26 protein-coding genes are annotated in these 26,404 nt (G+C 35.4%); 16 read left to right on the plus strand and 10 right to left on the minus strand.

From position 1 onward, the window contains the following. From KZH69_RS05090 to KZH69_RS05100, 3 genes are all read left to right on the plus strand, one after another. Positions 1-516, plus strand: coding sequence for a Rieske (2Fe-2S) protein (locus KZH69_RS05090; protein WP_219316370.1), 516 nt, complete (start codon positions 1-3; stop codon positions 514-516). Positions 517-620: 104 nt separating this feature from the next. Beyond that, the gene (locus tag KZH69_RS05095; RefSeq protein WP_219316371.1) at positions 621-869 is read left to right on the plus strand and encodes a DUF6755 family protein; all 249 of its coding nucleotides are present in this window, start codon (positions 621-623) and stop codon (positions 867-869) included. 364 nt (positions 870-1,233) lie between these two features. Then, positions 1,234-2,325, plus strand: coding sequence for an alpha/beta hydrolase family protein (locus KZH69_RS05100; protein ID WP_219316372.1), 1,092 nt, complete (start codon positions 1,234-1,236; stop codon positions 2,323-2,325). Between the two features lie 99 nt (positions 2,326-2,424). Here the strand turns inward: KZH69_RS05100 and nadB are convergent, their stop codons facing one another. Together nadB and nadA are read right to left on the minus strand one after the other, a co-directional pair. After that, positions 2,425-3,966 carry an L-aspartate oxidase gene (nadB, locus tag KZH69_RS05105; protein WP_219316373.1) on the minus strand — a complete coding sequence of 514 codons (1,542 nt, stop codon included), beginning with the start codon at positions 3,964-3,966 and terminating at the stop codon, positions 2,425-2,427. A 2-nt stretch (positions 3,967-3,968) separates the two neighbouring features. After that, positions 3,969-4,895 (minus strand): quinolinate synthase NadA, encoded by a 927-nt coding sequence (gene nadA, locus KZH69_RS05110; RefSeq protein WP_219316374.1) that lies wholly within the window; start codon positions 4,893-4,895, stop codon positions 3,969-3,971. A 260-nt stretch (positions 4,896-5,155) separates the two neighbouring features. Here nadA and KZH69_RS05115 point away from each other — a divergent pair, with 260 nt between their 5' ends. Continuing rightward, a complete protein-coding gene (locus KZH69_RS05115; protein WP_219316375.1) occupies positions 5,156-6,970 on the plus strand; it encodes a hypothetical protein in 1,815 nt (604 codons plus the stop codon). A 61-nt stretch (positions 6,971-7,031) separates the two neighbouring features. On the opposite strand, the gene KZH69_RS05120 is transcribed toward KZH69_RS05115, so the two are convergent. The 8 genes from KZH69_RS05120 to ric all read right to left on the minus strand — a co-directional run bounded on the left by KZH69_RS05120 (position 7,032) and on the right by ric (position 14,231). After that, the gene (locus tag KZH69_RS05120) at positions 7,032-7,775 is read right to left on the minus strand and encodes a DUF3667 domain-containing protein (RefSeq protein WP_219316376.1); all 744 of its coding nucleotides are present in this window, start codon (positions 7,773-7,775) and stop codon (positions 7,032-7,034) included. Positions 7,776-7,884: 109 nt separating this feature from the next. After that, the gene (locus KZH69_RS05125; protein ID WP_219316377.1) at positions 7,885-8,622 is read right to left on the minus strand and encodes a hypothetical protein; all 738 of its coding nucleotides are present in this window, start codon (positions 8,620-8,622) and stop codon (positions 7,885-7,887) included. Positions 8,623-8,685: 63 nt separating this feature from the next. Continuing rightward, complete coding sequence (locus KZH69_RS05130) at positions 8,686-9,120, minus strand: RrF2 family transcriptional regulator (protein ID WP_219316378.1); 435 nt, start codon at positions 9,118-9,120, stop codon at positions 8,686-8,688. A gap of 44 nt (positions 9,121-9,164) precedes the next feature. Beyond that, positions 9,165-10,400, minus strand: a complete 1,236-nt coding sequence (locus tag KZH69_RS05135; RefSeq protein WP_219316379.1) for a hypothetical protein — start codon at positions 10,398-10,400, stop codon at positions 9,165-9,167. After that, a complete protein-coding gene (locus tag KZH69_RS05140; protein ID WP_369410633.1) occupies positions 10,397-11,119 on the minus strand; it encodes an anaerobic ribonucleoside-triphosphate reductase activating protein in 723 nt (240 codons plus the stop codon). The genes KZH69_RS05135 and KZH69_RS05140 overlap by 4 nt, the downstream gene beginning before the upstream one ends. After that, positions 11,073-11,240, minus strand: coding sequence for an anaerobic ribonucleoside-triphosphate reductase (gene nrdD, locus KZH69_RS05145; protein ID WP_116763518.1), 168 nt, complete (start codon positions 11,238-11,240; stop codon positions 11,073-11,075). Before nrdD ends, KZH69_RS05140 begins: the two co-directional genes overlap by 47 nt. Before the next feature lie 124 nt (positions 11,241-11,364). Beyond that, entirely contained in the window at positions 11,365-13,470 is a 2,106-nt protein-coding gene (locus KZH69_RS05150; RefSeq protein ID WP_219316380.1) for a ribonucleoside triphosphate reductase, read from the minus strand. Positions 13,471-13,499: 29 nt separating this feature from the next. Continuing rightward, a complete protein-coding gene (ric, locus tag KZH69_RS05155) occupies positions 13,500-14,231 on the minus strand; it encodes an iron-sulfur cluster repair di-iron protein (protein WP_219316381.1) in 732 nt (243 codons plus the stop codon). Between the two features lie 431 nt (positions 14,232-14,662). Between ric and KZH69_RS05160 the strand changes: the two genes are divergently transcribed. From KZH69_RS05160 to KZH69_RS05215, 12 genes are all read left to right on the plus strand, one after another. Next, a complete protein-coding gene (locus KZH69_RS05160; RefSeq protein ID WP_219316382.1) occupies positions 14,663-15,097 on the plus strand; it encodes a c-type cytochrome in 435 nt (144 codons plus the stop codon). An 11-nt stretch (positions 15,098-15,108) separates the two neighbouring features. Beyond that, positions 15,109-16,443, plus strand: a complete 1,335-nt coding sequence (locus KZH69_RS05165) for a cbb3-type cytochrome c oxidase subunit I (RefSeq protein WP_219316383.1) — start codon at positions 15,109-15,111, stop codon at positions 16,441-16,443. 115 nt (positions 16,444-16,558) lie between these two features. Then, positions 16,559-17,350: a CbbQ/NirQ/NorQ/GpvN family protein gene (locus KZH69_RS05170; RefSeq protein ID WP_219316384.1), complete on the plus strand. Its 792-nt coding sequence runs from the start codon at positions 16,559-16,561 to the stop codon at positions 17,348-17,350. An 86-nt stretch (positions 17,351-17,436) separates the two neighbouring features. Beyond that, a complete protein-coding gene (locus KZH69_RS05175; RefSeq protein WP_219316385.1) occupies positions 17,437-19,212 on the plus strand; it encodes a nitric oxide reductase activation protein NorD in 1,776 nt (591 codons plus the stop codon). Positions 19,213-19,448: 236 nt separating this feature from the next. Next, positions 19,449-20,414: a DUF438 domain-containing protein gene (locus tag KZH69_RS05180; RefSeq protein WP_219316386.1), complete on the plus strand. Its 966-nt coding sequence runs from the start codon at positions 19,449-19,451 to the stop codon at positions 20,412-20,414. 279 nt (positions 20,415-20,693) lie between these two features. Then, positions 20,694-21,275, plus strand: a complete 582-nt coding sequence (locus KZH69_RS05185; RefSeq protein WP_219316387.1) for a cytochrome c oxidase subunit 3 — start codon at positions 20,694-20,696, stop codon at positions 21,273-21,275. A 2-nt stretch (positions 21,276-21,277) separates the two neighbouring features. Further along, entirely contained in the window at positions 21,278-21,520 is a 243-nt protein-coding gene (locus KZH69_RS05190; protein WP_219316388.1) for a cytochrome C oxidase subunit IV family protein, read from the plus strand. A gap of 166 nt (positions 21,521-21,686) precedes the next feature. Beyond that, positions 21,687-23,108: a copper-containing nitrite reductase gene (gene nirK / locus KZH69_RS05195; RefSeq protein ID WP_439649425.1), complete on the plus strand. Its 1,422-nt coding sequence runs from the start codon at positions 21,687-21,689 to the stop codon at positions 23,106-23,108. A gap of 27 nt (positions 23,109-23,135) precedes the next feature. Next, positions 23,136-23,513: a c-type cytochrome gene (locus KZH69_RS05200; RefSeq protein ID WP_219316390.1), complete on the plus strand. Its 378-nt coding sequence runs from the start codon at positions 23,136-23,138 to the stop codon at positions 23,511-23,513. Between the two features lie 26 nt (positions 23,514-23,539). Continuing rightward, positions 23,540-24,310 (plus strand): formylglycine-generating enzyme family protein, encoded by a 771-nt coding sequence (locus KZH69_RS05205; protein WP_219316391.1) that lies wholly within the window; start codon positions 23,540-23,542, stop codon positions 24,308-24,310. 127 nt (positions 24,311-24,437) lie between these two features. Continuing rightward, complete coding sequence (locus tag KZH69_RS05210) at positions 24,438-25,079, plus strand: SCO family protein (protein ID WP_219316392.1); 642 nt, start codon at positions 24,438-24,440, stop codon at positions 25,077-25,079. 11 nt (positions 25,080-25,090) lie between these two features. After that, entirely contained in the window at positions 25,091-26,365 is a 1,275-nt protein-coding gene (locus tag KZH69_RS05215; protein WP_219316393.1) for an alginate export family protein, read from the plus strand. The last annotated feature ends 39 nt before the right edge of the window (positions 26,366-26,404 follow it).

Genomic DNA, 26,404 nt, shown 5'->3' on the forward strand with positions numbered 1-26,404 from the left:
ATGTCAAAAGAAGATAATTTAAATAAAAATTGGAAGAAAGATTTTCCAATTCTCAAGCAGCAGGCGACCAATGTTAGTCGTCGTGATTTTGCCAAATTTCTCACCCTTGTTTCGGGCGGACTGATGGTAGGAAGCGGACTCATTGCAGCCAAAGCCTATTTACTTCCCAAAGAAGAAGTCGAGGGAGAACATTTTGTATGCAAAAAAGAGGAAGTTCCATTGGGCGGAACCCGAGCTTTTGTAATTGAGGGTAGCACCATACCCTATATTTTGATTCATCTCGAAAACGGAGATTTTAAGGCATACGAGCAAAAGTGTACCCACTTGTCTTGTTCTGTATTTTACAAACCCGGCACGGGAATCATTCATTGCCCGTGTCATGAAGGCTCATTTGACGCTAAAACAGGAGATGTTTTAGGAGGCCCGCCACCAAGAGCATTGCCGAGCTTGGAAGTTTTTTTTAAGGAAAATGATATTTATGTAAAAGCATCCCATCACGAAGAGCATACTGTTTAAAAAATTAAACCATTAAGAGATTAAGAATCATTAAGCTAAAACTTAACTTTACTTAATCTCTTAATGGTTAAAAAAATATTTTATTTTGCCTAAATCCCATAGCTATGAGTACATTTAGAACCAGTCAAAATCAAGCGAATCCCAACAAGCTGAACAATATTCTTTCGACCTTGATATTTATATTAATTTTGAATGTCACGATTCAGATTTGGTTGTTGTATGCCTCGCTGAACAACGCTTTAGATAATAATAAAGAAATTTTAATACCGGCATTTATTGCTTCATTAATCTTGTTTTTGATAGGATTTGCATGGCTGTATTATTTGCCAACAGGCAATAAAAGACAGAAATAGTAATAGTAGCGGTAACAGCCAATATTCCTTTTAATCAATCCCAGTGCATCTATTGGGATTTTTTTGTTTCTAAAAAGATTAATTTGGTCGTGACAGCAAATAGGAGAAAGGGCAGTTTGGTTGTTGTCATTGCCTCTTTTTTCTATCGATGGTAGCGTGATTTCCCTTTCTTCGACAATTGGTACAAATAAAATTCACTGAACTTCATGAAAATAAATGGATAGTGATGTGACACCTCTTGTGATTCTAAGACATTTTGAGGAAAGCTATACGTTTTATTGTGTTAAAAATATAATAGTGTAACAATTTCAAAATATAGAGTCTTACTACTCATTAACTTTCAATCCATTAAACCAATATCATTTTGAAAAATCTCTCTTGCTCACTAAATTTAATTCTCTTTCCTTTATTGTTATCAGCATCACTTTTTGCTAAATCTCCAGTTCGGACTGGAATTGTAAAAATCTCGAATGATTCTATTATTACAAAACAAATTTCTGAAGATAATTTTGTTTTGATCAATGGTATTGATCAATGGATAACCATCAAAGGTGAAAGTTCTAAACCCATAATATTGTTCATTCATGGAGGACCTGGCAGTCCAATAAGTCCTTATTCGGATAAACTCTACAAGGATTTAACCAAGGATTTTATTATTGTGCAATGGGATCAGCGAGGCACAGGAAAAACCTATGGGCGTAACGCTCCAGTAGAATTTACTCCTGAGTTTTTACAAGCCAATCCATTAACGATTGAACAAATGACAGACGACGGAATTGCAGTATCAGAATATTTGTTAAAACATTTAGGGAAACAAAAACTAATACTTTTTGGCACTTCTTGGGGATCAGCACTAGGGGTTAAAATTGTGACCAAACGCCCCGATCTTTTTTATGCCTATGTAGGTCATTCACAAATTGTAAAACCAGCGATTGATGACGCCTTTTATAATAAAATTTATAAAATTGCCAAAGATAAAAATGATACGGAATCGCTAGAAGTATTGAATTCTATAGGGAAACCTCCTTATGATAGAGCCAAAAAGACAGGTCAGTTGTTTCGAGTTTTGAAGAAGTATGAAAGAGCCAATTCTACTCCTGCTCCCGAAACTTGGTTTGTAGAAGCCCCTGCTTATAACAGCTCCAAAGATATTCAAAATCGAGAAGAGGGTGATGATTATTCGTTTGTCAATTATATAGGCGATAGCAAACTGAGATTGCATTCGATCATTGATACGATTGATTTGATGAAAGACAATTTGGAGTTCAAAATTCCCGTTTATTTAATTCAAGGCAATGAAGATCTGATGACACCAAAGGAAGCTTCCAAAGCTTACTTTGATAAGATAAAAGCACCCGAAAAGAAGTATTATTTGCTTCCTAAAGCAGCACATGGTTTTAATGAAGCTGTTTTAGAAGCACAAATTAAAATTTTCAGGAGCATAAAAACGTTATAAAATATAGATTTGTGAATAAGCAATGTCTGCTGCTAGCATTTAAAAAAAAGTCTCTCAACTGTATTGTTAAGAGACTTTTTTTCATTTATCTTTAAATGTTTATTGTTTTATATCCTTTGTTTCATACTTAACAAATCCTCCACAATTCCCATGGCGGTCAATGGATTGCTGAACGATGAGATTCCCAATGTCAATCATATTATTCAATTCGTATAAATCGGTGCAAACAAGATGATTTTTAATTTTCTCGTCAATTTCGCTTTGCAGGCTTTTAAGTGCTTCTTTGGCTTTCAATAAATCAGAGTCAAATCGAACGATTCCCGCATTTTGTCTCATTAAGAGTTGCAATTTTGCTTTGGTTTGAGCGATGTATTCGGGAGCGATTTTTATTTTCGATTGAATCTGCCATCTTGGAATAATGCTGGCCGTTTTTGGTTCAATAAAAGGATTTTCGGCCAAGTAGTGGTATATTTTATCCGAATATACTAAAGCTTCCAATAGCGAGTTTGATGCCAGTCTGTTGGCGCCATGCAAGCCTGTTCTGGAACATTCGCCACAAGCATATAAATTTTCGATAGATGTTTTTCCATTAATGTCTACCACTATTCCGCCACACAAATAATGTTGGGCAGGAACAACGGGAATCCATTCAGTCTCAAGATCTATACCTGCTTTTTTACAGTGTTTGTAAATCATTGGAAAATGGTTTTTAAATCCTTCCATATCCAAGTGCGTACAATCTAAATAGACACATTCATCACCCGATTTTTTGAGCTCCAAATCGATGCTTTGCGAAACAATATCCCGCGAAGCCAGATCGCCTCTTGAATCGTAATTGAGCATGAATAATTCCCCTTTTTTGGTTCTCAAACGAGCGCCAAAACCACGAACAGCCTCCGAAATTAAAAATTTGGAACCGCCTGTATTGTCAAATAAAGCCGTTGGGTGAAATTGTATGAATTCCATATCTTGGATTGCAGCATTGGCACGATACGCCATTGCAATTCCATCTCCTGTTGCTATGATAGGGTTGGTGGTGTGACCATATAAATGACCAATACCTCCAGTAGCGAGTAAAGTAAAATCAGATTGATAGGTGATGACCTCGTTTGTCTTTTCGTCAAGTGCATAAGCACCTATGCAGCGATTGTCTTGTGTAATCAATTCCAATGCAAAGTGATGATCCAGAACGGTAATATTTTCTTTTTGCATTACTTGTTCCAAAATGGCACGCTGTATTTCATGACCGGTTTGGTCTTTATGATGTACTACTCTGTTTTCAGAATGGCCTCCTTCTTTGCCTAAATCAAAAGTACCTTTGGCATTTTTATCAAATTGTGCGCCCCATTCAATCAATTCTTTCAATCGTTTCGGGCCTTCGGTAACAACCATTTTAACTACAGTTTTGTCACACAATCCGTCCCCACATATTAGTGTGTCCTCAATGTGTTTTTGATACGAATCTTCGGTTTTATCGGTAACAATAGCGATTCCACCTTGTGCGTATTTGGTGTTAGACTCGTCTGCGTTTGCTTTGGTAATAATGGTTATTGTTCTCTCAGGAAAACGATTAGCGATTTTGAGTGCAAATGTCAGACCGGCTACTCCAGAACCTATAATTAAATAATTGGTTGTGATCATTATTAAGATAATTCGAGCATGCGTTCGATAGGGATTAATGCTTTTTCTCTAATGTCATCCGGTACATTAATTTCGGGAGTTTCATTTAGCAAGCAGTCATATACTTTTTGAAGTGTGTTCATTTTCATGTAGCCACATTCGCTGCAAGCGCAAGTGTTATCCTCGTTTGAAGGAGCCGGAATCAGTATTTTATTAGGAACTTCTTGTTTCATTTTATGCAAAATACCCGCTTCGGTAGCCACAATAAATTTGTTGCTTGGATTGGTTTTTACATAATTAATCATTCCTGCGGTAGAACCAATGTAGTTGGCTGTTTTAAGAATATGTGTTTCAGATTCTGGGTGTGCAATGATTTGAGCATCTGGATTTTGTTTATACAAAGCCACCAATTTGTCTAGTGAAAAAGCTTCGTGAACCACACAGGAACCATCCCAAAGTAGCATATCTCTACCCGTTTGTTCCATCACATATTTTCCTAAATTTTTATCGGGAGCAAAAATGATAGGCTTGTCTTTTGGAATAGACTGTACAATTTTAACGGCATTTGAGGAAGTAACCACAATGTCTGTCAGTGCTTTTACTTCGGCAGAACAGTTTACGTAAGTGATTACAATATGATCAGGGTGTGCTTCTGTAAACTCTTTGAATAAGGGCGCAGGGCAGGATTCGGCTAGCGAACAGCCTGCTTTCAAATCAGGCAGAATTACTTTTTTGGTAGGATTTAATATTTTTGCAGTTTCGGCCATGAAGTGAACTCCTGCGAAAAGGATAATATCGGCATCAACTTTCATTGCTTCTTGAGATAATCCCAAGCTGTCTCCCACATAATCTGCCACATCTTGAATATCGGATTCTTGATAATAATGCGCTAAGATTACGGCATTTTTCTCTTTTTTCAATTCCAATATACGTTCTTTAAGACTTTTCATTTTTTAAAAACTTTAATGGTGTTTTTTTTAATTGAAGATTAATTCTATGCAAATATAAGTTAAAACTTTGAAGCTACACGTTTCTGAAAGCTTTCTAAAAGTTTCAAAAAAAATGTTTTTGTTAAAAAATTGCTTTTGTGGTTTTTGCAACCCGCAAATCTATTCTAATATGTTTCGTTGTAGTATGACATTTATCAGTTTTTAAGCAAATTAGTATGGTGATATTTGCATAAATGTTTAATGAATAAATTTTTACACTTATGACGACTAAAAAACCACTACATACTTTTCATATTCCAGTGATGGGATTGGCCTATACAATTGATAGTCCGATACGTGTGGCGCAATACGGAATCTCATCTGTTGTTTCTATTATAGATGACGATCTGATTGAAAGAATGAATGCTTTTTATAGTGAAAAATTCAAAATGCCCTATCAAGAAATAACACAAAAAATGCATGATTATCGTGCTGAACGTGTGACTTCCTATTTGAATTTGATGGATACTATTGTAAAAGATAAATTCGAAAAATTCAAAGTAGAATTGACCGAAAGCAAACAAGCTTTGGAGAATTATATTGCCATGTTACCTAATAAATCGGAAATTAAAAAAGGATTGCAAGACCTTATTGACGATGGAATTGCTTTTAAGGATACCATCAAAAATTATCTGGAAGAGAACCTTTCTCCAGGTGAAATCGATGTCAATATTATGACCAAAGTCGATAAAGATAATTTCAATAAGGATGAACAATTACCGGTTGAATTTAATGATGCACATGCTTCTCTTCGTGGTTTTGCCAATAGTAATTTGTCTTCATCGGTAGTACTTTCGGCGGGGATGAATCCCAGATTGTATGCTTATTTTGAAAATTTTCCTGTTTTTTATCCAGATGCCAATAATAAGTTGCAAAAGAAAATTATCTTGAAAGTAAGTGATTTTCGTTCTGCAATGATACAAGGAAACTTTTTAGCCAAAAAAGGACTTTGGGTTTCGGAATATCGAATAGAATCAGGTCTAAACTGTGGAGGCCACGCCTTTGCTACCGATGGTTACTTGTTGGGGCCAATTTTGGAAGAATTCAAACAAAAGAAAGAGCAATTAATCCAATCAGCTCATGAATTGATGGTGAAAGCATTAGAAATAAAAGGATTGCCTATTCCTGAAACACCATTAGAATTAAAAATCACTGTGCAAGGTGGGGTAGGAACTGCTGAAGAGCATGACTTTTTATTAGAACATTATCAAGTGGATTCTGTGGGTTGGGGTTCTCCTTTTTTATTGGTTCCCGAAGCAACTTCTGTAGATCCAGCTACTCGAGCATTATTGGAAAAAGCCAAAGAAGACGATTTTTATTTGAGTCATATTTCGCCACTAGGCATTCCGTTTAATGCGGTGAAAGGAACAACAAATGAGTTTTTTAAGCAAAAACGTATTGAGGAAGAAAAAGCAGGAAGTTCTTGCCCGAAAAAATTCTTGGCTTTGAGCAAAGAATACGGACCAAAAGGAATGTGTCCTGCTTCTAAAAAATATCAGGATTTAAAATTAGATGAATTGGATGCTGTGAAGGATTCGATGTCTAAGGAGACTTTTGATAAAAAGAAAAACAGCATTACCGAGAAATCGTGCCTTTGTGTTGGTTTAGCCAATGCTTCTTATCTTGAAAATCACATCAAAATAAAAGGGCAATCGCAAGGAGTTGTTATTTGTCCGGGGCCTAATTTGGCTTATTTTGACAAAGAAGTTTCACTTTTGGATATGGTAAAACACATTTATGGAAATGCTTCCGTACTTGGAAACAAGGACCGTCCGAATGTCATTGTAAATGAATTGAAAATGTATATCGATTATCTGAAAAATGAAATCAATGAATTTTCAGAACAAATTACAGCACCTCAAATAAAAAAATTGAAAGCTTTTAAAAGTAATTTGAATGAAGGGATTGAGTATTATCAATCATTGATTGCCTCCAATACATGGTTTGAGAAAAGCAAACAAAACATCGAAAACCAATTGCAACAATATAAAAAAGAACTGTTTGAACTTAATATTCCTGAATTAGTAGTAGTTTAAATAATGAAAAAGGCTTGATGAAAATCAAGCCTTTTTTTTTGGAATTATGGTATTCTTTGTTTTAGTAGTAGTCTATAATAACGACTGTAATGGATGTGATTATAATGACTATCATCCAGAATATTAGATGTGTTAATAACGTTAGTAAGAATGTCTTTATTTTTGATAAATGATTAAAAAATTGCTCATTGGTCCAAAAATACAAAACAAAATCAATGCCAAGAAGAATTTTGCTCACCGTATTGATAGTTGCAGTCCCGCTATAATGATAGAGAACAGGAATGAATAGAATCGCGACATATAATTTTTGGGATGCTTTGTATGTATTCAATACAAAATATTCAATAAAATTATAGCCTTGTTTTCTAAAACAAATAGCTGTGCCAATCGTGTGTAAAGGAATGCTGAGTAAGGTTATCCAAGCAAAATGTGAAATCAACCATTCTCTAAATTGTTCAATGTCAATATGGGTGCTGGAAATTGTTGTAGATTCTGTCTTTACAAATAAGTCGATATGGAGCAAATGAATTAAAGCAATATACGCAGTTGCCAAAACCATCACGAGAGAAATAGGTTTGAAATGTTTAATCCGTTTTCCTTCTATAAATTCCCGTATCGAATGCCCTGGTCGGCTAAATAATTGTTTGGCGGTATATAATATTCCGCTGTCAAAATGAAGAAGTCCTTTTTGGATATCATGCCACAAAAAGTGCAAATTTATAGGATGTGTTTCTGCAGTTTGCCCACAATTACTGCAGTAATGTCCCTTGAAAGTTTGATGGCAGTTTTTACAAGTGATATTCATATTCTTGTTGGTGTTTTAGTCTTTGTAAAAAAATAGAACAGAATTTACTTAAGTAAATATAGCAGATTAATTAGAAAGTTAAAAATAACATTTTGATGAATGACCTGAATTAATCTTTAAATAACGTTTCTCCCTTGACTAACCACGAGAGACCAAAGCTTTCTATCGCTAGTGTTTCCATCCAAAATGTTAATGGAAATATTTTAAAATACGCTAGTGGTATTAATTTAAGTGAACCTGCAAATAGCACGAGAATAGCCAAAAGCATCAATACAGCGCAAGTTCTGTAAATACGGTTTCGAATTGTTTTTTGGATGCTTCTTTCGTTAGGAGTTTTGTTCGATTTGGTAAATAAAAAAAAGGACATATAGGACAAGCAAAGAAAAAACAAGCCTGCCACCGTATAATGAAAATACATTCTAAATGTGCTTAGATCAGTAACAGGTAAAAAGGTCACAGCGTATTTTTTAGTAGAATCGCAACATGTTTCGGTAATGTTATTTGTTGGGAATAAAACAACCAAGAGTGCAAAAACTCCCGCGAAAAAAGAAATGTAGAAATCTATTGGTTCTTTGCCTTTGTAAACAATCAGAAAAAAAGCCAATAGGCTTAAGATTATTACAAAAATACCGCTCACTCTCGTGTAGTAATAATGACTAATGGATTCTAAAGGGTGTTGCAAACCATTTTCAAGGTATAAGAATACAAATAATAGTAGCGGCATGACCATTCCTAAAACACCAATAATTTTCCGAAGTGTCAAACTATTGGTTAGCCAAATGCTATTATCTTCTTTGTAATCTACTTTTAAAAAAGTGTTTAAACTGGATTGCTTAGATTTAGTCATGATAGTTTAAGTTTTAAATTCAATCACTTAAGGAATATCATGTAAATATAAGATTACTTTTTATTAATACCGCAAAAAAGTATCTCCTGTCTTTATACCCAGAGCCAGCTCTTCAAGATTGGTGTTTTCGAGCATAAAAGCCAATTCGTTTCGAATGGATTTGAATTTTTCGTGCATAGGGCAAGGATGGTCTTCGGAACAATGGGTTAGGCCTAAACCACATCCGGTAAATACCCGGTCGCCTTCCAAAGCATTTACTATTTGTGCCAATTTGATATCTTTCATTGTTTCTCTCGGGATATCAAATCCGCCACCTACACCTTTTATGGAATGAATAATGTTGTTTTTGGATAAAATTTGAAGAATTTTAGCAGTAAAAGCTTCGGGGGAATCAATTTTTTTGGCAATGTCTTTGAGTCCCACTCTTTTGTTTTGATAAGATTGAGAAGCGATGAAAATTGTGGCTCGAATGCCGTATTCGCAGGTTTTAGAAAACATAATCGGTTTTTTACAAATTTAAGAAATAAGTTTCATTTTTGGTATTAAATACTATAGTTTCGAACGTCTGAACGTTGAAATTTTGCTTTATAAAATAGACTGCCAGTTACAAATATTAATCCTATTGGTAATGGTATACTGGCTATAAATAAATTTTGATAATAATTAAAAAATGATCCACTTTTCAAGAATAACCAAGTGCCTTGGAGAAATAAAAGAATTTCGGTTGCCACAAATCCTAGCAGAAAAATCTTGATTCCCCATTTTTGAATGTTATTTTGTGCGTTTAAAAAACCATTTTGCAACGAAAACCCAAACAGAAAACCAGTTATAATTCCTAACATCGTCAAGTGAATGTAGCCAATGACAAAATTCCGAATCTCATGTGATACCTGAGCTAATTCAGGAACCAAGACGACCAATTGGATGATGACTTTTAAGGCTAAAGAACATAAAGCAAATCGGTAAACTTTTTTTTCTAAAGAGGAGAGAGGCGTAAAGAAATCTTGGAATTGAGTTTGAATGAGTAGAGCAAAAAGAACAAATGCAATTAATTGAATTGTGACTCCAATGGCATTTATCCAATAAAAAATAGGATTGGCAAGTGACCAACTCACAGGTAAAGCCAACGTTAATATCGTTGCCGTAACTAACAAATTATAGAACAAACGGAATTTTTTCTCATCTATTTTTATTTTTGACTGTTTGAAAAACAACGCCAAAACGGCAAACAGGAACCAACCATTAAATTGAAAATGAAGGAAAAACTGAATCGCAATTTGATAGAATGCACTGGCTTTTCCCATCAATCCTACTGCAGGACCTAGACACCAAACGCCTAATGTAGAAAAAATCATAAAGAACAAAGCGGTTCTGAGCATTCTTTTTTCAGGAAATGTGCTTGGTTTGGCATCTTTCCATATCAAATAACAGAAATAGTAACTGCAAAAAATATGTAAAGTTGAAAAGAGGATAGAAGCAAAGGCATATCCTTGGGCAGGAAAATCAATCATCATTCCGATAACAGCAAGTTCTGTTACCCAAAATAATCTATTGTATATGGGTTTTTGTTGATTTTCTTTTGGAACAAAAAAATGAAAAATCAAACAATATAACATCAAATACACCCAGCCCAACATGGCAACATGCGAATGTCCGTGCATCAAAAATTGAAAATTGACTCCCGAAATTGGGTCAACATACATCCAACGAAGCAATAATCCCATCAGCGAAGCGATAAAAAAATTGACAAAACATGCTAAAATCCAGCTCTTTTTCATAATTTTCCTCTAAAATGTACTTTAATTTTCTCTGTTGAAAGATTTTCTTTTTCTAACTCTTTGAATGAATGCCCTAATTTTTCTATCGTTGGAGCTCCATTCACAAAATGTTGAATAAAATAATCACCTGTATACCCTGTATTTCCCAAATAGCCAATCATCTGCTGGATGTCTTTTTTGTTTATTAACTCGGAATGGACGGTTGTGCGTACTTCAAACGAAATTCCACTTTGTAGCAATAAAAGTAATGACTTTTCGAAGGGAATAAAAAGTTTCGACTGTGTTATCTTTTCAAAATTCTCGGGCATTGCCTTAAAATCGAGCGCCACATAATTGATGAGTTCCTTTTGGATGAGTTCTTTCAATACTTCGGGTTGCGAACCATTGGTGTCAATTTTGATTAAAAAGCCTAATTTTTTCACATCAGCAATAAAAGCAATACTTTTTTTGTGCAACAAACATTCGCCTCCGCTAAAAACGACAGCATCCAGCAAATGGTTTCTGGTTTTTAGGAATTGAAGTGTTTTTTCGAAGGAGATGGTTCCCTTTCCAAAAACAATTTCGGGATTGTAGCAATAAAGGCACCGCATATTACAGCCTGCAAACCAAAGTATACAAGCTGATTTATGTGGGTAATCTAATAAAGTAAAAGGGGTTAAGCTATAAATAGGTTTAGCAACACTTTCCTTCTGTAAAATGAGTTCGTTGTTTGTGTTCACCTTTTTTTCCTATGTTAAAACTTTCTACGGGTCTGTGGTAGCCCATTACTCGTGTGTACACCAAACACTTGGTGCGTAATTCTTGATTTTGTTCTAAAATCTGGTTGGTTGTTAGTTTCATATTTTATGGTTTTTAGTTATGAATTGTTTGAAATTAACCGCAAGGTTTGCAAGGATTTACGCGAAGGGCGCAAAGCTTTGCTAACTTTGCGTTTCCTTTGCGAACCTTGCGGTTAAATTTCCTTCTAAATTTCTATGGATTTAGCCTTTTCCTCAATTATAATTTCATCGCATTTTGGACAATATTCGTGTTCTCCGTTCAAATAGCCGTGTACCGGACATACGCTAAATACTGGAGTTACAGTAATATATGGCAATCTGAAGTTGGTAATTACTTTTTTGACAAACTGTTTGCAGGCTTCGGGTGAACTTATTTTTTCGCTCATGTATAAGTGTAAAACGGTTCCTCCGGTGTATTTGCATTGCAATTGATCTTGTAGCATCAAGGCTTCAAATGGGTCTTGGGTAAAATCCACAGGAATTTGGGAGCTGTTGGTATAATAAATATTTTCTGCCTGTCCTGCCTGAATAATGTCGTCGTAACGTTTTTTGTCTTCTTTGGCAAAACGATAGGTGGTTCCTTCGGCAGGTGTCGCTTCAAGATTGTAAAGATTTCCAGTTTCTTCTTGAAATTCTTTCATCCTGTTGCGAATATGATCTAGTATTCCTGAGGCAAATTCTATCCCCGCTTCAGATGTGATCGTATCTTCGTTGTTGGTGAAATTTTCGATCATTTCATTCATGCCATTCACTCCGATTGTCGAAAAGTGATTTCTAAAATGTTGCAGATAGCGTTTGGTGTAGGGATACAATCCACGATCATACATCTCTTGAATAAACACTCTTTTTTTCTCCAAAGTTGATTTGGCAATATACAAAAGCTCATCCAGTTTGGTGTATAATTTTGCTTTGTTTCCTTTATTCAAATAACCCAAACGAGCCATGTTGATGGTTACTACACCAATACTTCCTGTCATTTCAGCACTACCAAAAAGACCATTTCCACGTTTTAATAATTCACGTAAATCGAGTTGTAAACGGCAACACATAGAGCGAACGGCATTGGGTTTGTAGGCATTCTCATTTTCAACTTGATTGCCGTTTTCGTCTAAAATATACTGACTTCCAATGAAATTTTGGAAATAGGAAGAACCAATTTTGGCAGTGTTTTCAAAAAGCAAATCGGTATTTTCTCCGTCCCAATCAAAGGCTTCTGTGATATTTACCGTTGGAATAGGGAAGGTAAACGGTTGTCCATTGGCATCACCTTCGGTCATTACAGTGTAATATGCTTTATTGATGAGGTTCATTTCTTTCTGGAAATGTTCATATCGCAATTCTGTAACTTTATTTACACCTCTTTTTCGGGCTCTTATTAGTAGGTTGGAGGTAATATTATCTTCAAAAATGTGATGATCGTTTTTGGTCGGAATTTGTGTTTTTAAATCATCTGGGACAATCCAATCCAGAGTGATATTGGTAAATGGCGATTGGCCCCAACGTGCCGGAACATTCAAGTTGTAAACAAAACCTCTTACTGCTTTTAAAACATCATCAAAACCTAAATTGTCTTTAAATACATAAGGAGCAAGATACGTATCAAAAGAACTGAAGGCCTGAGCTCCTGCCCATTCGCTTTGCAAAATTCCTAGGAAATTAGCCATTTGACCTAAGGCTTCTCTAAAATGAGAAGGAGGTTTACTCTCTACACGACCTCTTACACCGTTAAAACCTTCGTTGAGTAACACACGCAAACTCCAGCCTGCACAATAACCCGTTAGGCAATCCAAATCATGAATGTGAATGTCACCATTACGATGCGCATAGCCTTCTTCTTTCGAGTATACTTTATCCAACCAATAATTGGCTATGATTTTGCCTGCAACATTGTTGACCAATCCGGCATTAGAATAGGAAGTATTGGCATTGGCATTGATGCGCCAATCCGTTTGTTCTATATATTCTTGGATGGTCTGTGTGCTGTCTACATAAGTGGTGTCCTCGTTAAGTCCGTTTACATGTTCGCGTTGTAACTTCCTGGTGTGGCGAAACAGCATAAAAGAACGCATAACATCAAAGTATTTCTTCTCAAATAACTTCTTTTCAATTAGATCCTGAATTTCTTCAACAGCCCATACCTCTTGACTTTCGAGCTGAATGATAATGCTTTCAAAAACACTTTCATCAACAACTACAGAGACACTTTTGAAACTCTTTTCAATAGCATCTTTGATTTTATAACTTTCAAATGGTTTGTATTTTCCATTTCTTTTGATAACGTAGTTCTCCATAGTTGTTGGTTTTTAGTGTTTGACATTGGTTATGATTGTGCCGAAAAATCCTTTTCGAGCTTGGTTGCTTTTGGAAACAAAATATTATTTTCCAAATGGATGTGTTTGTGTAAATCCTCTTCAAATTCCTGTAGCATCGCAAATGTTACTTTATAGGTGTTACATCCATCAGCTGGTGTTATGTAATTGTTGCTTAATTTCGCTATTTTTCTGAAACGTTCCCCTTCCGCATCGTGTTCGTGCATCATCATGGCAATCGGATTCTCTACCGTTCCAAAATAAGGTTGCTCAATCAATTCGTCCGAAATTGTAGCATGAACCATTTTTTTGATAAAAGGAAATAAAATCAATTCTTCTTTTTTCATGTGTTGCGCTAATTCTCCTGCACAACCTTTGAAGAGTTCATTTATCTCTAATAATTCAGGATGGTTCGCTCCATGTACTCTACTTAATTTGTCTAAAAATTGAAGTAGAATTGGTGTTTTTTCTTCTACATAACGGTGATGTGTTTTCTCAATATAATCGGCTAATAAATCGATTGGCCATGTATTAAAATCAATTCCAGAATCGCTTTTTGAGGATAAAACTGTTTGAATTTCTTGTAATAAATCATCAGGATTTACTTGTTTTTTATGGCAAGCTTCCTCGATACTTCTGTTGCCATTACAGCAAAAATCAATGCCATATTTCGAAAATAAAGCCGCTGTTCTAAAGTCTTTTGCTACATATTCACCTATCGTAATTTTCTCTAAAGTTTCCATTTTGTCGTTTTTTATAATTAAAGTTTAGAGTACAAAAGTAGGTAACATTTAAATAAAAGACAAATTTATCTTTAATTAAGTATATTATTTTTTATTTGTGTAAATATTTGAAAACGAAAAGAATAAGATTTGGGAATCTTCTTTTTTTAACACTATAATTTTACGAATATTTAAAAGAGTAGAATATGATTTTTATCATATTTCACATACGACTTAAGAACATTTTGCTGTTGAAAACTTATGAATTTGTTTGTTTAAACGACTTGTGGATGTATAATAAAGGAAGGACAATTGAAAAGTGTTTTTATTTGAAATAAATAGCACAAACTTAATAAAAGATAAAAATATCTTTTATATTTGCAGAGTAATAAAGGACATGTTTGTCTTTTATTTCGATTAGATATTTATTAATTAACAAAAAACAGATTATTATGCTTTCAAAATCACAAGCACGAGCATTTTTTCTGGGAGGAACATTGGTCACCTTTTTAATTTTTATAGGATTGACTGTTTATTCTTTTATGCCCAGAAATGATCAAACCAACTACAAGGCGATTGACAAACAAGTAGTGAGAGGAAAAGAAATTTGGGAACACAACAACTGCATGGGTTGCCACACCATTTTGGGAGAAGGAGGCTATTATGCTCCGGAACTGACAAAAGTTATCGATCGCAGAGGAGAAGGCTATGTCAAGGCAGTATTGATGTCACCAGTACCCTGGGCGCCAAATGGACGAAAAATGGTTGTTTATAATATGAATGAGCAAGATGCCGATGCAGTGGTAGCCTATTTTAAATGGATCGGACAAATAGATCTGAATGGGTTTGACCGTATTGTTTCTCCTTTAGCTAAAGAAAATAATTAATATAAATTGATATGAAATATAAATCACAAAAAGTAGCCTATTGGTTTTTTGCACTGTGCATGTTGTTGTTCTCTCTGCAAATTGTCTATGGTTTTATCATGGGCTTTGACCGAATAGGTATTCAAGCATTGCACGATGTTATCCCTTTTAATGTTGCCCGAGCGGTGCATACCAATTTATTGGTGGTGTGGTTGCTAACTGGTTTTATGGGAGCAGCGTATTACATCATCCCCGAAGAAGCGCAACGCGAATTGATAAGCGTAAAATGGGCTTATGTGCAATTAATTTCCCTTGCCGTTGTTGGGGTTGTAGCCATTGTAGGCTTCCACTTCAACCATTGGGAAGGCAGAAAGTTTCTTGAAATTCCGAGAGAACTGGATTTTCTGGTAGTTATTAATGTATTGCTTTTCCTAGGGTTGATTTTAGGAACACTTTATAAAGGAAAACGCAGAACCACAACAGCATTGGTATTGTCAATGGGATTGCTGTTTGCTGCCTTATTGTATCTACCGGGAATGATTTGGTTTGATAGCCAAGTGATGGATTCATTCTTCCGTTGGTGGGTAGTTCACTTGTGGGTTGAAGGTGTTTGGGAGCTAATTATGGGAGGTATTCTTTCGTATTTATTAATCAAATTAACGGGTGTCGATAGAGAAGTGATCGAGAAATGGCTATACGTAATTGTTGGGCTAACTTTCCTTTCGGGAGTTTTAGGAACCGGGCATCATTATTATTATATAGGAGTAAACAAAATTTGGTTAATCGTAGGCGGTATTTTTTCTGCATTGGAACCATTGGCATTCTTGGCAATGGCATTGTTTGCCGTGAATATGTACCGAAAAGGCGAAAAAAGCCATCCCAATAAAATTGCATTATTCTGGACCATTGGTTCTTCTATAGTTTCTTTCGTAGGAGCAGGGTTATTGGGGTTTGCTCACACTTTACCACAAACTAATTTGTATACTCACGGAACTTTGGTAACGGCTATGCATGGCCATTATGCCTTTTGGGGTGCTTATGCGATGATTGTTTTGGCAATAATTAGCTATGCTTTGCCAAATTTAACAGGCCGAAAAAGATACCAGAGCGCAACAGGAATGGCTGCTTTTTGGTTGTCCAATATCGGGATGTTGGGAATGACAGTTGCTTTTGGAGTAGCGGGAGTGGTACAAGTGTATTTGGAACGAAAAATGAAAATGGAATTTATGGTCGTGCAAAACGAAATCAGTATTCACTTTGTAGTATTGTTGATTTGCGCAACGATGTTCGCCACAGGAATAGGTCTGTTTATATTTGATTTCTTTAAATATGGCCGACCAACTGATGAAGCTTTAGAAATAAAATAACTTACTAATTCAGCCTTTTTTTTAACCGAAGCGTTTTGACAAAAGTTTTTGAATTTCCATTTCCATAAAAACGATTGTTTTACGTTTCGGTTTTTTCAAAAAAAAACCAAAAAATATGTTAGTAGATACTTTAATACCCACACCTTATTACCACACCGTAGGCAAAGAAGTAGAAGTCTTTGAACATTCCTATAAAAATAAAATTCCTTTTTTACTGAAAGGCCCAACTGGAACAGGGAAATCTCGTTTCGTTGAATATATGGCGCATCAATTGGATAAAAAACTCATTACTATCAGTTGTCATGAAGAAACTTCTTCAACCGATTTAATTGGGCGATTCATTATCAAAGGAGCCGAAACGGTTTGGCTAGATGGTCCTTTGACCACTGCTGTAAAAGAAGGGGCGATTATTTATTTGGATGAGGTTGCTGAAGCCCGTCCCGATGTAATTGTGGCGATTCATTCCCTAACCGATCACCGTCGTGTACTTTTTATAGACAAATTGGGAGAAACCATTAAAGCGCACGATGATTTTATGCTAGTAGCTTCTTTTAATCCCGGTTATCAAAGAGGATTCAAAGAACTAAAACCATCCACACGTCAGCGATTTATTGCAGTTTCCTTTGATTATCCAGAGCCGAAAATTGAAACTAAAATTTTGGTTAGCGAAACCAATATTGATAATGATACCGCCAAGAAACTAGTTGCCATCGGTAACAAAATTAGAAATTTAACTGAATTAGGTTTGACTGAAACCGTTTCAACACGATTGTTGGTCGATGCCGCAAAAATCATCCACAGCGGATTACCAAAACGATTGGCCGTTCACGTGGCCGTTGTAGAACCGCTGACAGATGATTTGCAAACATTGGAAGCACTGAAAGATTTGTGCAATTTGATGATTTAAGAAAAAAGGTATCAGTTGTCAGTTTGCAGTTATCAGTTGGCACTGAGACTGAAATCTGAAATCTGAAAACTGCAAACTGAAAAATTATGGGTTTCGAGATAGATGAATACTTAGTTGGGAAGTTTTTCAAGCATTTAAAAAGCAGAAAAAAAACAAATCCCGAAACTGAAGCCAGAACAGTAACGCTTGCTGAGATAAAATCCCGCTTGACCATTATGGCTCGTGCTTTGACAGGAAATCCAATCGAAATATTTCCTGCCGAAAGGGAAGGAGGTTATAAAAACAATAATTTTTTTCTCCCAATCTCGTTTGCTGAATTCCCTACGCTGGAAGAGAATCTTACTTTTTATCATTTTAGAATGTTGTACCTAACCGTGCAACAGCGATTAAATTACAATTGGACAGCCGAAGAAATCGAACCAGAGTTGTCCCTTTCACAACAAAAAGCATTGGAAACATCCGATGCGGTTCTTACCATTTTGTTTAAAGAATTTTCAATCGATGAACAGTTTTTGGTGAATGCCAAGAATCATTTTATCCAAGAAGCCGATGCTAAAAAGGAACCCGACTTTTCTTGGCTATTTGGTAAATGGATGAAAAATGAAGTGGAAACAGGCAAAGAAGATGTACTTCAAAATTTTTCGGATAAGACAAAAAAACCAAATGAGATTCAGCCTTTGACTACGCTCAAAGCTAAAGCGGTTGAGGAAGTCATCACGGTAGAACTCGATAAAAAACAGCAAGAAGATTATGTAATGCTACATAATTTTGAAAAAGTGGAAACTGCAGAAGAATTCAACGGAAACTGGCGTGATTTTGATGGTTCGGATGAACTCGAAGATCATCAGGATGCTTTGGAAGAGTTGAATATGAAATACACCGTTCGCGTTGATGATACCTCGCATTCTGTTTATCAGGCAGATTTTATAGAAAACACAACTATTTCCGAAAGTGCTTCCGTGGACGCAAAAGGATTTCATCATTCCTATAATGAATGGGATTTTAGTAAAAACTGTTACAAAGAAAATTTTTGTAAAGTATATCCAAAATCACAGTTAAAAACGGATAGCGATTATTACAAAAAGACATTGGTAAAGAATGCTTCTACTTTAATGGGCTTGCGCAAAATGTTGACCAATGTCAATAACAAAATGCAACAGCAAAAACGTCAAACGCAGGGAGATGAATTTGATATTGACGCCATCACCGATTTGTATGTTGATGTGCATTCTCGAAGAACGCCTTCGGATAAAATCTATGTTTCAAATCGAAAAAAAGAAAAGGATTTGTCGATTCTGATTCTATTAGATATAAGCCTTTCCAGTGACGGATACGCCGCTGGAAACAGGGTGATTGATGTGGAGAAGGAAGTTTCAATTTTGTTTGGAGAGATTTTAAATGAATTCAATATTGATTTTTCGATAGACAGTTTTTACTCCAAAACCAGAAATTATTCGACTTACCTGACCGTGAAAGATTTTGATGAAAATTGGAATGTTGCCAAACATAAAGTGGGAGCTGTAGAACCAAGCGGTTATACCCGAATAGGAGCCGCTTTGCGACACGCAGGAGCTCGCCTCGACAAACGAAGCACAAAAAACAAATGGGTAATCCTGATTTCTGACGGTAAACCTAATGATTATGATAAATACGAAGGCAAATATGGAATCAATGACGTAAAACAAGCCCTTCGAGAACTCAATTCGAAAAATATAAATTCCTACGCATTAGCTATTGAAGCTGAAGCCAAATATTATTTGCCACAAATGTTTGGCCAAAATCACTATCAAATTTTAACGACTCCTGTCGAGCTGTTGCAATCTTTAGTGAAATTATATGAAAAGATAAAACACCAAAAATAAGAATACAATAACCATTTTTTTGTTGAACCATTAAGAAATTAAGAAAGATTAAGTTATGAAAATAGAATCTTGAAGCGTAAATATTTTAAACATATAAGAAATATTAGTCCATATAAGTTAAACTTAAAAAGCTTTTATGACTTATATGGTTATAAAAAACATCCCCATAAAGCTTAATTTTCTTAATTTTTTAATGGTTAAAAAAAATCCTTTAATGGTTTTAAAATTTAATTGAAATGACAGAAACAGTTCATACACCAGAATTACAAGAAGGTCATCCAGTTTGGATTTACTTTCAGGAAAAAGAATTAATAACTTCCCTTTTGGAAGAAATTGTAGCTGTAAATCCTTCAAGAGATTTACCAAAATACACCAACATATTCCATCAATTGCTTACGATTGAAAAGCGTTTTGCCCGCAAAGAAAATCAGCTTTTTCCTTTTTTGGAAAAAAAAGGTTGGGTAGGACCTTCACAGGGAATGTGGTCGTTTCATGATAATTTGAGAGAGCAATTTCGTTTGATTCAATATTATCTCAAAATGAATAACCCCGAAAGAATTGAAACCAATACTCCTTTTCTGGTAGATGGAATTTATCGATTGATGGGAGTCGAAGAAAACGTCTTGTTCCCAAACGCATTGGACATCCTTACCGAAAGTGATTGGATCGAAATGCGTAAAGGCGAGGAAGAAATTGGCTGGATGTTATTGCAAACCCCACCGCCTTTTCCAATAGTGGAATATGTGCATCCGAGCGAAGATTTTACCATCAGGGAAATGCCTTTTTCGTTGGAAAATACTTCGCATTTTGATGAAGGATATATGACAGTGGAGCAAGTGAATTTGCTTTTCAGAACGATGCCGTTGGATTTGACTTATGTTGACGAAAATGATAAAGTAATTTTCTACAACAGGGGCGAAGAGCGCGTATTTCCTAGAAGTGCCGGAATCATTGGCCGTGAAGTGAAGTTTTGCCATCCTCCAAAAAGCGTGGGAACGGTTCTAAAAATCCTTGATGAATTCAGAAAAGGAACTCAGAATGAATCATCGTTTTGGATTAATTATAAAGACCGATTGATTTATATCCGCTATTTCGCCGTAAGGGATGCCAATAAAAATTACAAAGGCGTAATCGAAATGTCTCAGGATATTACAGATATCAAGAAAATTGAGGGAGAAAAAAGGTTGTTGGATTGGGAGTAAAAAAGAATTAAGGTTGCAGATTTCAGAATTTAGAGCGATAAGAAAAGACTTTTTAGGTACTATGTTTCCTGCTTTTCGTTATAATCTTTTATGCCGAACCCCGGCACAAGAGGACTTACACTGCGAACGAAGTTCACTGAACTCCAATAAAAATAAAAGTATAGTGAAGTAATCAGGGCTAAAAGGAAAGATTTTGCTTTTTTGCAATTATTAAAAAAGAAGAAATAATTAACTCCAGTTTTCAATATCTAAAATCTGCAATATAAAATCTAAAATAAAATGGACACTCTAAAAATAAATTGCAAAAGCATTTATTATCCGCCGGGGGGAATCCTTATGTGGATTATCATTTTTCTCGAACTAATTACTTTCGGAATGGCATTAGTTGCGTTTGTGTATTACGGAATTGAAAATGCTACTGTTTTTCACCAATCCAGATTGGAATTGAATACCGCTTTCGGAGCAACAAATACTATTTTTTTATTGACTAGCGGTTTTTTTATGGCCAATGCAGTGCATTTGTTTAAGAAAAATGAAGTTCAAAAATCGTCGGTATTCTTTAAGTTGGCTATGCTAGGTGGATTTTTATTCTTGGCACTCAAAAGTGTAGAATATTACCATAAAATAGAAGGTGGAATTTCATTGGACACCAATATGTTTTACACTTTTTATTGGCTGTTAACAGGATTTCACGTCATTCACGTGATTATGGGATTGGTGATTTTGGCTTGGACAAATTACGGAATGAAAAAGAAAAATTCAGATACTACTATTGAAGACATTGAAGCCTGTGCTGCTTTTTGGCATATGTGCGATTTGATTTGGTTACTTTTATTTCCTACGCTTTATTTATTTTTTTAATAATGAAAAAACCACTAAATTTAACATTTGTTTTACTGATATTATTCACATTTACAACAGCTTATATTGCTGATGCATTTGCGGTTTCTACCTTTGTAGGCCCTTTGATTATGGTTCTGGCAGCTTTTAAATTTTTATTGGTCGCCTTCCAATTTATGGAATTAAAAAAAGCACATCTGTTTTGGAAAACCAGTATAATACTGACTTTAGTGTTGCTTTTAGTTTTGATTGTTGGTTTAAAATAAAAACCTTAAATAAAAGTTAAAAACATGATATTTATCATTATTTTTTTGAAAGTCATATTTTAATTTTACTTCACAATAAAAGATAAAATTATCCTTAATATAAAACCACTTTTTAAAAAGAACAATTATGAAAGTATTATTCCATTGTAGCAAGCTTTATAAAGTTATGTTTTTTACATTATTTGCATCCGCCTGTTTCTTTTCCTGTGACAAAAAAGAAGAAAAGCATGACGTTGATTATTACGAAAAAATAAAAGTCGAAGGACAAAAAGAAGCTGAGCTGACAGCTCCCCCGATGGTTCCAAAACCAGTAGGTGACAGACCTGCCATGCGATTGGTTGTTAATATGGAAATCAAAGAGCAAGAAGGAGAAATGGTTGATGGGACTAAATACATCTATTGGACATTTGGAGGATCAGTACCTGGAAGTTTTATAAGAACGAGAGTGGGTGACGAAATAGAATTTCACTTAAAAAACCATCCCGATAATAAATTACCTCACAATATCGATTTGCATGCCGTAACAGGGCAAGGAGGTGGAGCTGCATCTTCAATCGTAGCACCTGGACACGAAAAAGTATTTAATTTCAAAGTTTTAAATCCAGGGTTGTATGTGTACCACTGCGCAACAGCACCTGTTGGGATGCACATCGCAAACGGAATGTACGGGTTGATTTTAGTAGAACCAGAAGGAGGCTTACCACCAGTTGACAAAGAATTCTATGTGATGCAAGGCGATTTTTATACTAAAGGAAGCTATGGAGAACAAGGTATTCAACCTTTTGATATGAACAAAGCATTGAAGGAGGAACCAGATTATGTAGTTTTTAATGGTAAAGTAGGGAGTATAGCGGGAGATAATGCGCTTACTGCCAAAGTTGGAGAAACCGTTCGTCTCTATATGGGTAATGGTGGGCCAAACTTACTTTCTTCATTCCACGTAATTGGTGAAATTTTTGATAAAGTTCATATTGAAGGAGGCGATGCTATTAACACAAATGTTCAAACAACATTGATTCCAGCAGGAGGTTCTGCCATAGTAGAGTTTAAAGTTGATGTGCCAGGGACCTTTATTTTGGTAGATCACTCTATTTTCAGAGCTTTTAATAAAGGAGCTTTAGGAATGCTGAAAGTAACTGGAGAAGAAAACAAGAAAATTTATTCAGGAACTACTCAAGAAGGTATATATTTACCAGAAGGTGGAAATATTCAAAATATGCCTGAAGGGGAAAAAGTGACCAAATCAACTGTAGCTAAAACACTTCCCGAACAAATTAAATCTGGAAAAGCAATCTTTGGAACAACTTGTTTTGCATGTCACCAGTCCGAAGGGCAAGGGGTGCCAAATGCATTTCCTCCATTGGCAAAATCAGATTATTTGAATGCTGATCCAAAACGTGCTATTCAAGCAGTAATAAGAGGATTAAGCGGTGAGATTACTGTAAATGGCAAGAAAATTAATAGTGTAATGCCAAGCCAAAATCTCTCAGATGATGAAATTGCTGATGTTCTAACTTATGTTTACAGCAGTTGGGGCAATAATAAAACAGTAGTTACGCCAGCAATGGTAAAAGCGCAAAGAAAATAAAAACATAATTTTAAATATTTATAAGTCATGAAAAATTACATTTTAGGAATAGCGTTGATTGGATTAAGCTTGAAAGGCTTTAGTCAAGATGCGACCAAAGGGAAAGGGGTTTATACCAAAACCTGTATTGCTTGTCATCAAGCTACTGGAGCAGGAATTCCAGGCGCTTTTCCTCCATTGGCAAAATCGGATTATTTGAATGCCGATGTGAATCGTGCCATTAAACAAGTAATTAAAGGGTCTAATGGTACAATCACTGTAAATGGAAAGAAATTTACTGGAGCTATGCCTCCTCAAGCTTTGAGTGACCAACAAATTGCAGATGTACTTACTTATGTATATGCCAGTTGGGGGAATAGCAAAAAATCAGTGACAGTAGCGATGGTTAAAGCACAAAGAAAATAATAATTACTAAAGCAAAAAGTGCCTCAATGTTTCCACTAAAAAAAATAATAACCTTCTTTTTATTGTTGATTTGCGTTACTCTTTTTGCTCAAGAAGTTAAAATGGTACCCATAAAAGGGGGAACTTTTGTCCCCCTTTATGGAGCTACTACCAAAAAACCAGTCAGAGTAGCTTCATTTAGTATGGATGTCTATCCTGTTACAAATGCGCAATATCTTGCTTTTGTTAAAAAATATCCAGATTACAGTCGTTCGAAAATGAAAGGATTATATGCCGATAAAAGTTATCTAACACAATGGGAAAGTGACTTTAGTTACGGAAAAAATAATCTAAGCAATGCACCCATAACCAATGTTTCCTGGTTTGCTGCCAAAAAATATTGTGAATGCCAAGGAAAACGTTTACCTACAATGGACGAGTGGGAATATGTAGCTATGGCCGATGAAAAACGATCTGATGCCCGTACCAAAGAAGAGTTCAATAGATACATTTTATCTTGGTACGAAAAACCAAAAACCTATTCGAATCCTGTTGGACAAACCTTCAAAAACTATTGGGGTGTCTATGATATGCACGGTTTGGTCTGGGAATGGACAGCAGACTTCAATAGCATTTTTCTTTCGGGCGAATCCAGAAAAGATAAAGACACCGATAAGAATCTCTTTTGCGGAAGCGGATCAGTAAATGCAACTGATTTAATGAATTATGCCGCTTTTATGCGCTACGCTTTTAGAGGTAGCCTAAAAGCCAATTATACTACAAAAAATTTAGGTTTTCGATGTGCTAGTGATAAATAGTTGCTTTCGAGAGTCAACCAAAACCAAATAAAATGAAATCGCCATTAACAATAAGTTTGCGTATGCAAACACCAAAGAATAAAAAGGCGATAACATATATGACAACTGACAAATAAAATTTACATATATGAAACTAAAGTTAACCCAAAACCAAAAAGAAATTCTAAAAAAAGGATGGTCTTATTTATTTGTTTTGCCCATCTTAATACTTATTTTTGCGTCCCAGAGCTGTAATAAAAAAGATGTTGTAGATAAAGACAAACCTATTTCGGATTTGTCTATTTATAATTTGCCTTCCAAATGGACCAATCAAAACGGACAGAATGTCGAAATTAAAGATTTGAGAGGGAAGGTGCTTGTAATGGTAATGATTTATACTTCTTGCAAATCGGCTTGTCCTCGTTTGGTGGCAGATATGCGTAATATCGAATCGCGTTTGCCTGACAATATCAAGGAACATGTGAAATTGGTGTTAGTGAGTATTGATCCCGAAGTGGATACGCCAAAACGTTTAAAGGAGTTTGCTATTGCCAATAAAATGGATGGCGACCAATGGGAATTCCTGAGATCTACAGAAGAAAATACCCGAGAATTTGCAGCAGTTTTGGCTGTCAATTACAAGAAAATTGCGCCGCTGGAATTTTCACATTCCAATATTATAAGCGTTTTTAATGCCGAAGGGGAATTGGCTTATCAACAAGAAGGACTAGGAGTAAACTCGGATGAAACCATCAAAAAAATAACTGAAGAAGCAGTTAAACTAAACTAAAATTTCACCAAATGAAGCTATTTAAAATAATGACACTGGCAGTTGTGTTAATGGCCAGCATGAATACTTTTGCTCAAGAGTTTGATGCCAATTTACAAATTAGGCCTCGTTACGAGTTTAGAAACGGTTATAAAGCCCCAATTCCTCATGGTGAAACGCCAGGTCAGTTTATATCAGGAAGAACGCGTTTGAACTTAAATTTTAAACAAGATAAATTTGTAACCAAATTAACAATGCAAAATGTTCGTGTTTGGGGAGATGTAGCGCCAACTACCAAATCGGATGCAAATGGGGTTCAAATATTTGAGGCTTGGGCACAATACAATTTTAATGAAAAGTGGAGCACACGTTTAGGGCGTCAAGTGATTTCGTATGACAATCAACGTATTCTAGGAGAAGTCGATTGGGCACAACAAGCACAAAGTCATGATGCTTTATCTGCGACTTATAAAAATGGGAAAAACCATCTAGATATGGCCATTGCCTATAATGCTAATGGCGAAACGGATATTGCCACACCTTATACTGTAGCCAATTACAAAGCGATGCAATATGCCTGGTATCATACTGAGTTGGGTAAAATAAATATGAGTTTACTATTTTTAAACACAGGTTACGAAAATAAACTAGTCGCTCCAATCCCAACACCAACACCTGAATTAAAAGTAGATTATATGCAAACTTTTGGAACCTATATGAATACCAAAGGAAAATATTGGGATGCAAATCTATGGTTCTATGGACAAACAGGGAAAAGCTCGACTTATACTGTAAGTGCTTTTGACACAGCCTTAAATTTTAATTATGCTTTAACGGATAAATTTAAAGCGGGTCTTGGATATGAATTTTTATCGGGAAAAAGTCAGGCTAATACCAGTACCGACATAAAATCATTCAATCCTATTTTTGGAACCAACCACGGATTGAATGGATATATGGATTATTTCTACGTAGGAAACCATAAAAATTCGGTAGGGTTGCAGGACGCTTTTTTGAAATTTGGATATGCAGAGAATAAATGGCAGTTTGCTTTATTGCCACATGTTTTTAATGCTGCTAATACAGTTTTAGACGCTAGCGGAAATGAAATGAATAACTATCTTGGTACGGAAGTCGATTTTACATTTGGCTATTCAGTACATAAATTTGTAAACATAACAGGAGGTTATTCTCAAATGTTTGCAACAGTTACCATGCAAAGGCTGAAAGGTGGTGATGTTGATCACACCAATAATTGGGCTTGGGTAATGGTTAATGTGAACCCTCAAATTTTTTCTTTTAAATAAAGGTGTTAATTTCTTGTATGAAAAAGGAGCTTGGTAAAA

It is taken from the genome of Flavobacterium taihuense (assembly GCF_019351435.1).
GTDB lineage: Bacteria > Bacteroidota > Bacteroidia > Flavobacteriales > Flavobacteriaceae > Flavobacterium > Flavobacterium taihuense.

Coding starts and splice junctions, on each gene's coding strand:
- KZH69_RS05090 (WP_219316370.1), top strand. CDS start 1: ATGTCAAAAGAAGATAATTTAAATAAAAATTGGAAGAAAGATTTTCCA.
- KZH69_RS05190 (WP_219316388.1), top strand. CDS start 21,278: ATGAAAAAACCACTAAATTTAACATTTGTTTTACTGATATTATTCACA.
- nrdD (WP_116763518.1), bottom strand. CDS start 11,240: ATGAAACTAACAACCAACCAGATTTTAGAACAAAATCAAGAATTACGC.
- KZH69_RS05125 (WP_219316377.1), bottom strand. CDS start 8,622: ATGACTAAATCTAAGCAATCCAGTTTAAACACTTTTTTAAAAGTAGAT.
- KZH69_RS05120 (WP_219316376.1), bottom strand. CDS start 7,775: ATGAATATCACTTGTAAAAACTGCCATCAAACTTTCAAGGGACATTAC.
- KZH69_RS05115 (WP_219316375.1), top strand. CDS start 5,156: ATGACGACTAAAAAACCACTACATACTTTTCATATTCCAGTGATGGGA.
- KZH69_RS05160 (WP_219316382.1), top strand. CDS start 14,663: ATGCTTTCAAAATCACAAGCACGAGCATTTTTTCTGGGAGGAACATTG.
- KZH69_RS05210 (WP_219316392.1), top strand. CDS start 24,438: ATGAAACTAAAGTTAACCCAAAACCAAAAAGAAATTCTAAAAAAAGGA.
- nirK (WP_439649425.1), top strand. CDS start 21,687: ATGTTTTTTACATTATTTGCATCCGCCTGTTTCTTTTCCTGTGACAAA.
- KZH69_RS05175 (WP_219316385.1), top strand. CDS start 17,437: ATGGGTTTCGAGATAGATGAATACTTAGTTGGGAAGTTTTTCAAGCAT.
- KZH69_RS05135 (WP_219316379.1), bottom strand. CDS start 10,400: ATGAAAAAGAGCTGGATTTTAGCATGTTTTGTCAATTTTTTTATCGCT.
- KZH69_RS05180 (WP_219316386.1), top strand. CDS start 19,449: ATGACAGAAACAGTTCATACACCAGAATTACAAGAAGGTCATCCAGTT.
- KZH69_RS05165 (WP_219316383.1), top strand. CDS start 15,109: ATGAAATATAAATCACAAAAAGTAGCCTATTGGTTTTTTGCACTGTGC.
- KZH69_RS05170 (WP_219316384.1), top strand. CDS start 16,559: ATGTTAGTAGATACTTTAATACCCACACCTTATTACCACACCGTAGGC.
- nadA (WP_219316374.1), bottom strand. CDS start 4,895: ATGAAAAGTCTTAAAGAACGTATATTGGAATTGAAAAAAGAGAAAAAT.
- nadB (WP_219316373.1), bottom strand. CDS start 3,966: ATGATCACAACCAATTATTTAATTATAGGTTCTGGAGTAGCCGGTCTG.
- ric (WP_219316381.1), bottom strand. CDS start 14,231: ATGGAAACTTTAGAGAAAATTACGATAGGTGAATATGTAGCAAAAGAC.
- KZH69_RS05185 (WP_219316387.1), top strand. CDS start 20,694: ATGGACACTCTAAAAATAAATTGCAAAAGCATTTATTATCCGCCGGGG.
- KZH69_RS05200 (WP_219316390.1), top strand. CDS start 23,136: ATGAAAAATTACATTTTAGGAATAGCGTTGATTGGATTAAGCTTGAAA.
- KZH69_RS05215 (WP_219316393.1), top strand. CDS start 25,091: ATGAAGCTATTTAAAATAATGACACTGGCAGTTGTGTTAATGGCCAGC.
- KZH69_RS05130 (WP_219316378.1), bottom strand. CDS start 9,120: ATGTTTTCTAAAACCTGCGAATACGGCATTCGAGCCACAATTTTCATC.
- KZH69_RS05095 (WP_219316371.1), top strand. CDS start 621: ATGAGTACATTTAGAACCAGTCAAAATCAAGCGAATCCCAACAAGCTG.
- KZH69_RS05205 (WP_219316391.1), top strand. CDS start 23,540: ATGTTTCCACTAAAAAAAATAATAACCTTCTTTTTATTGTTGATTTGC.
- KZH69_RS05150 (WP_219316380.1), bottom strand. CDS start 13,470: ATGGAGAACTACGTTATCAAAAGAAATGGAAAATACAAACCATTTGAA.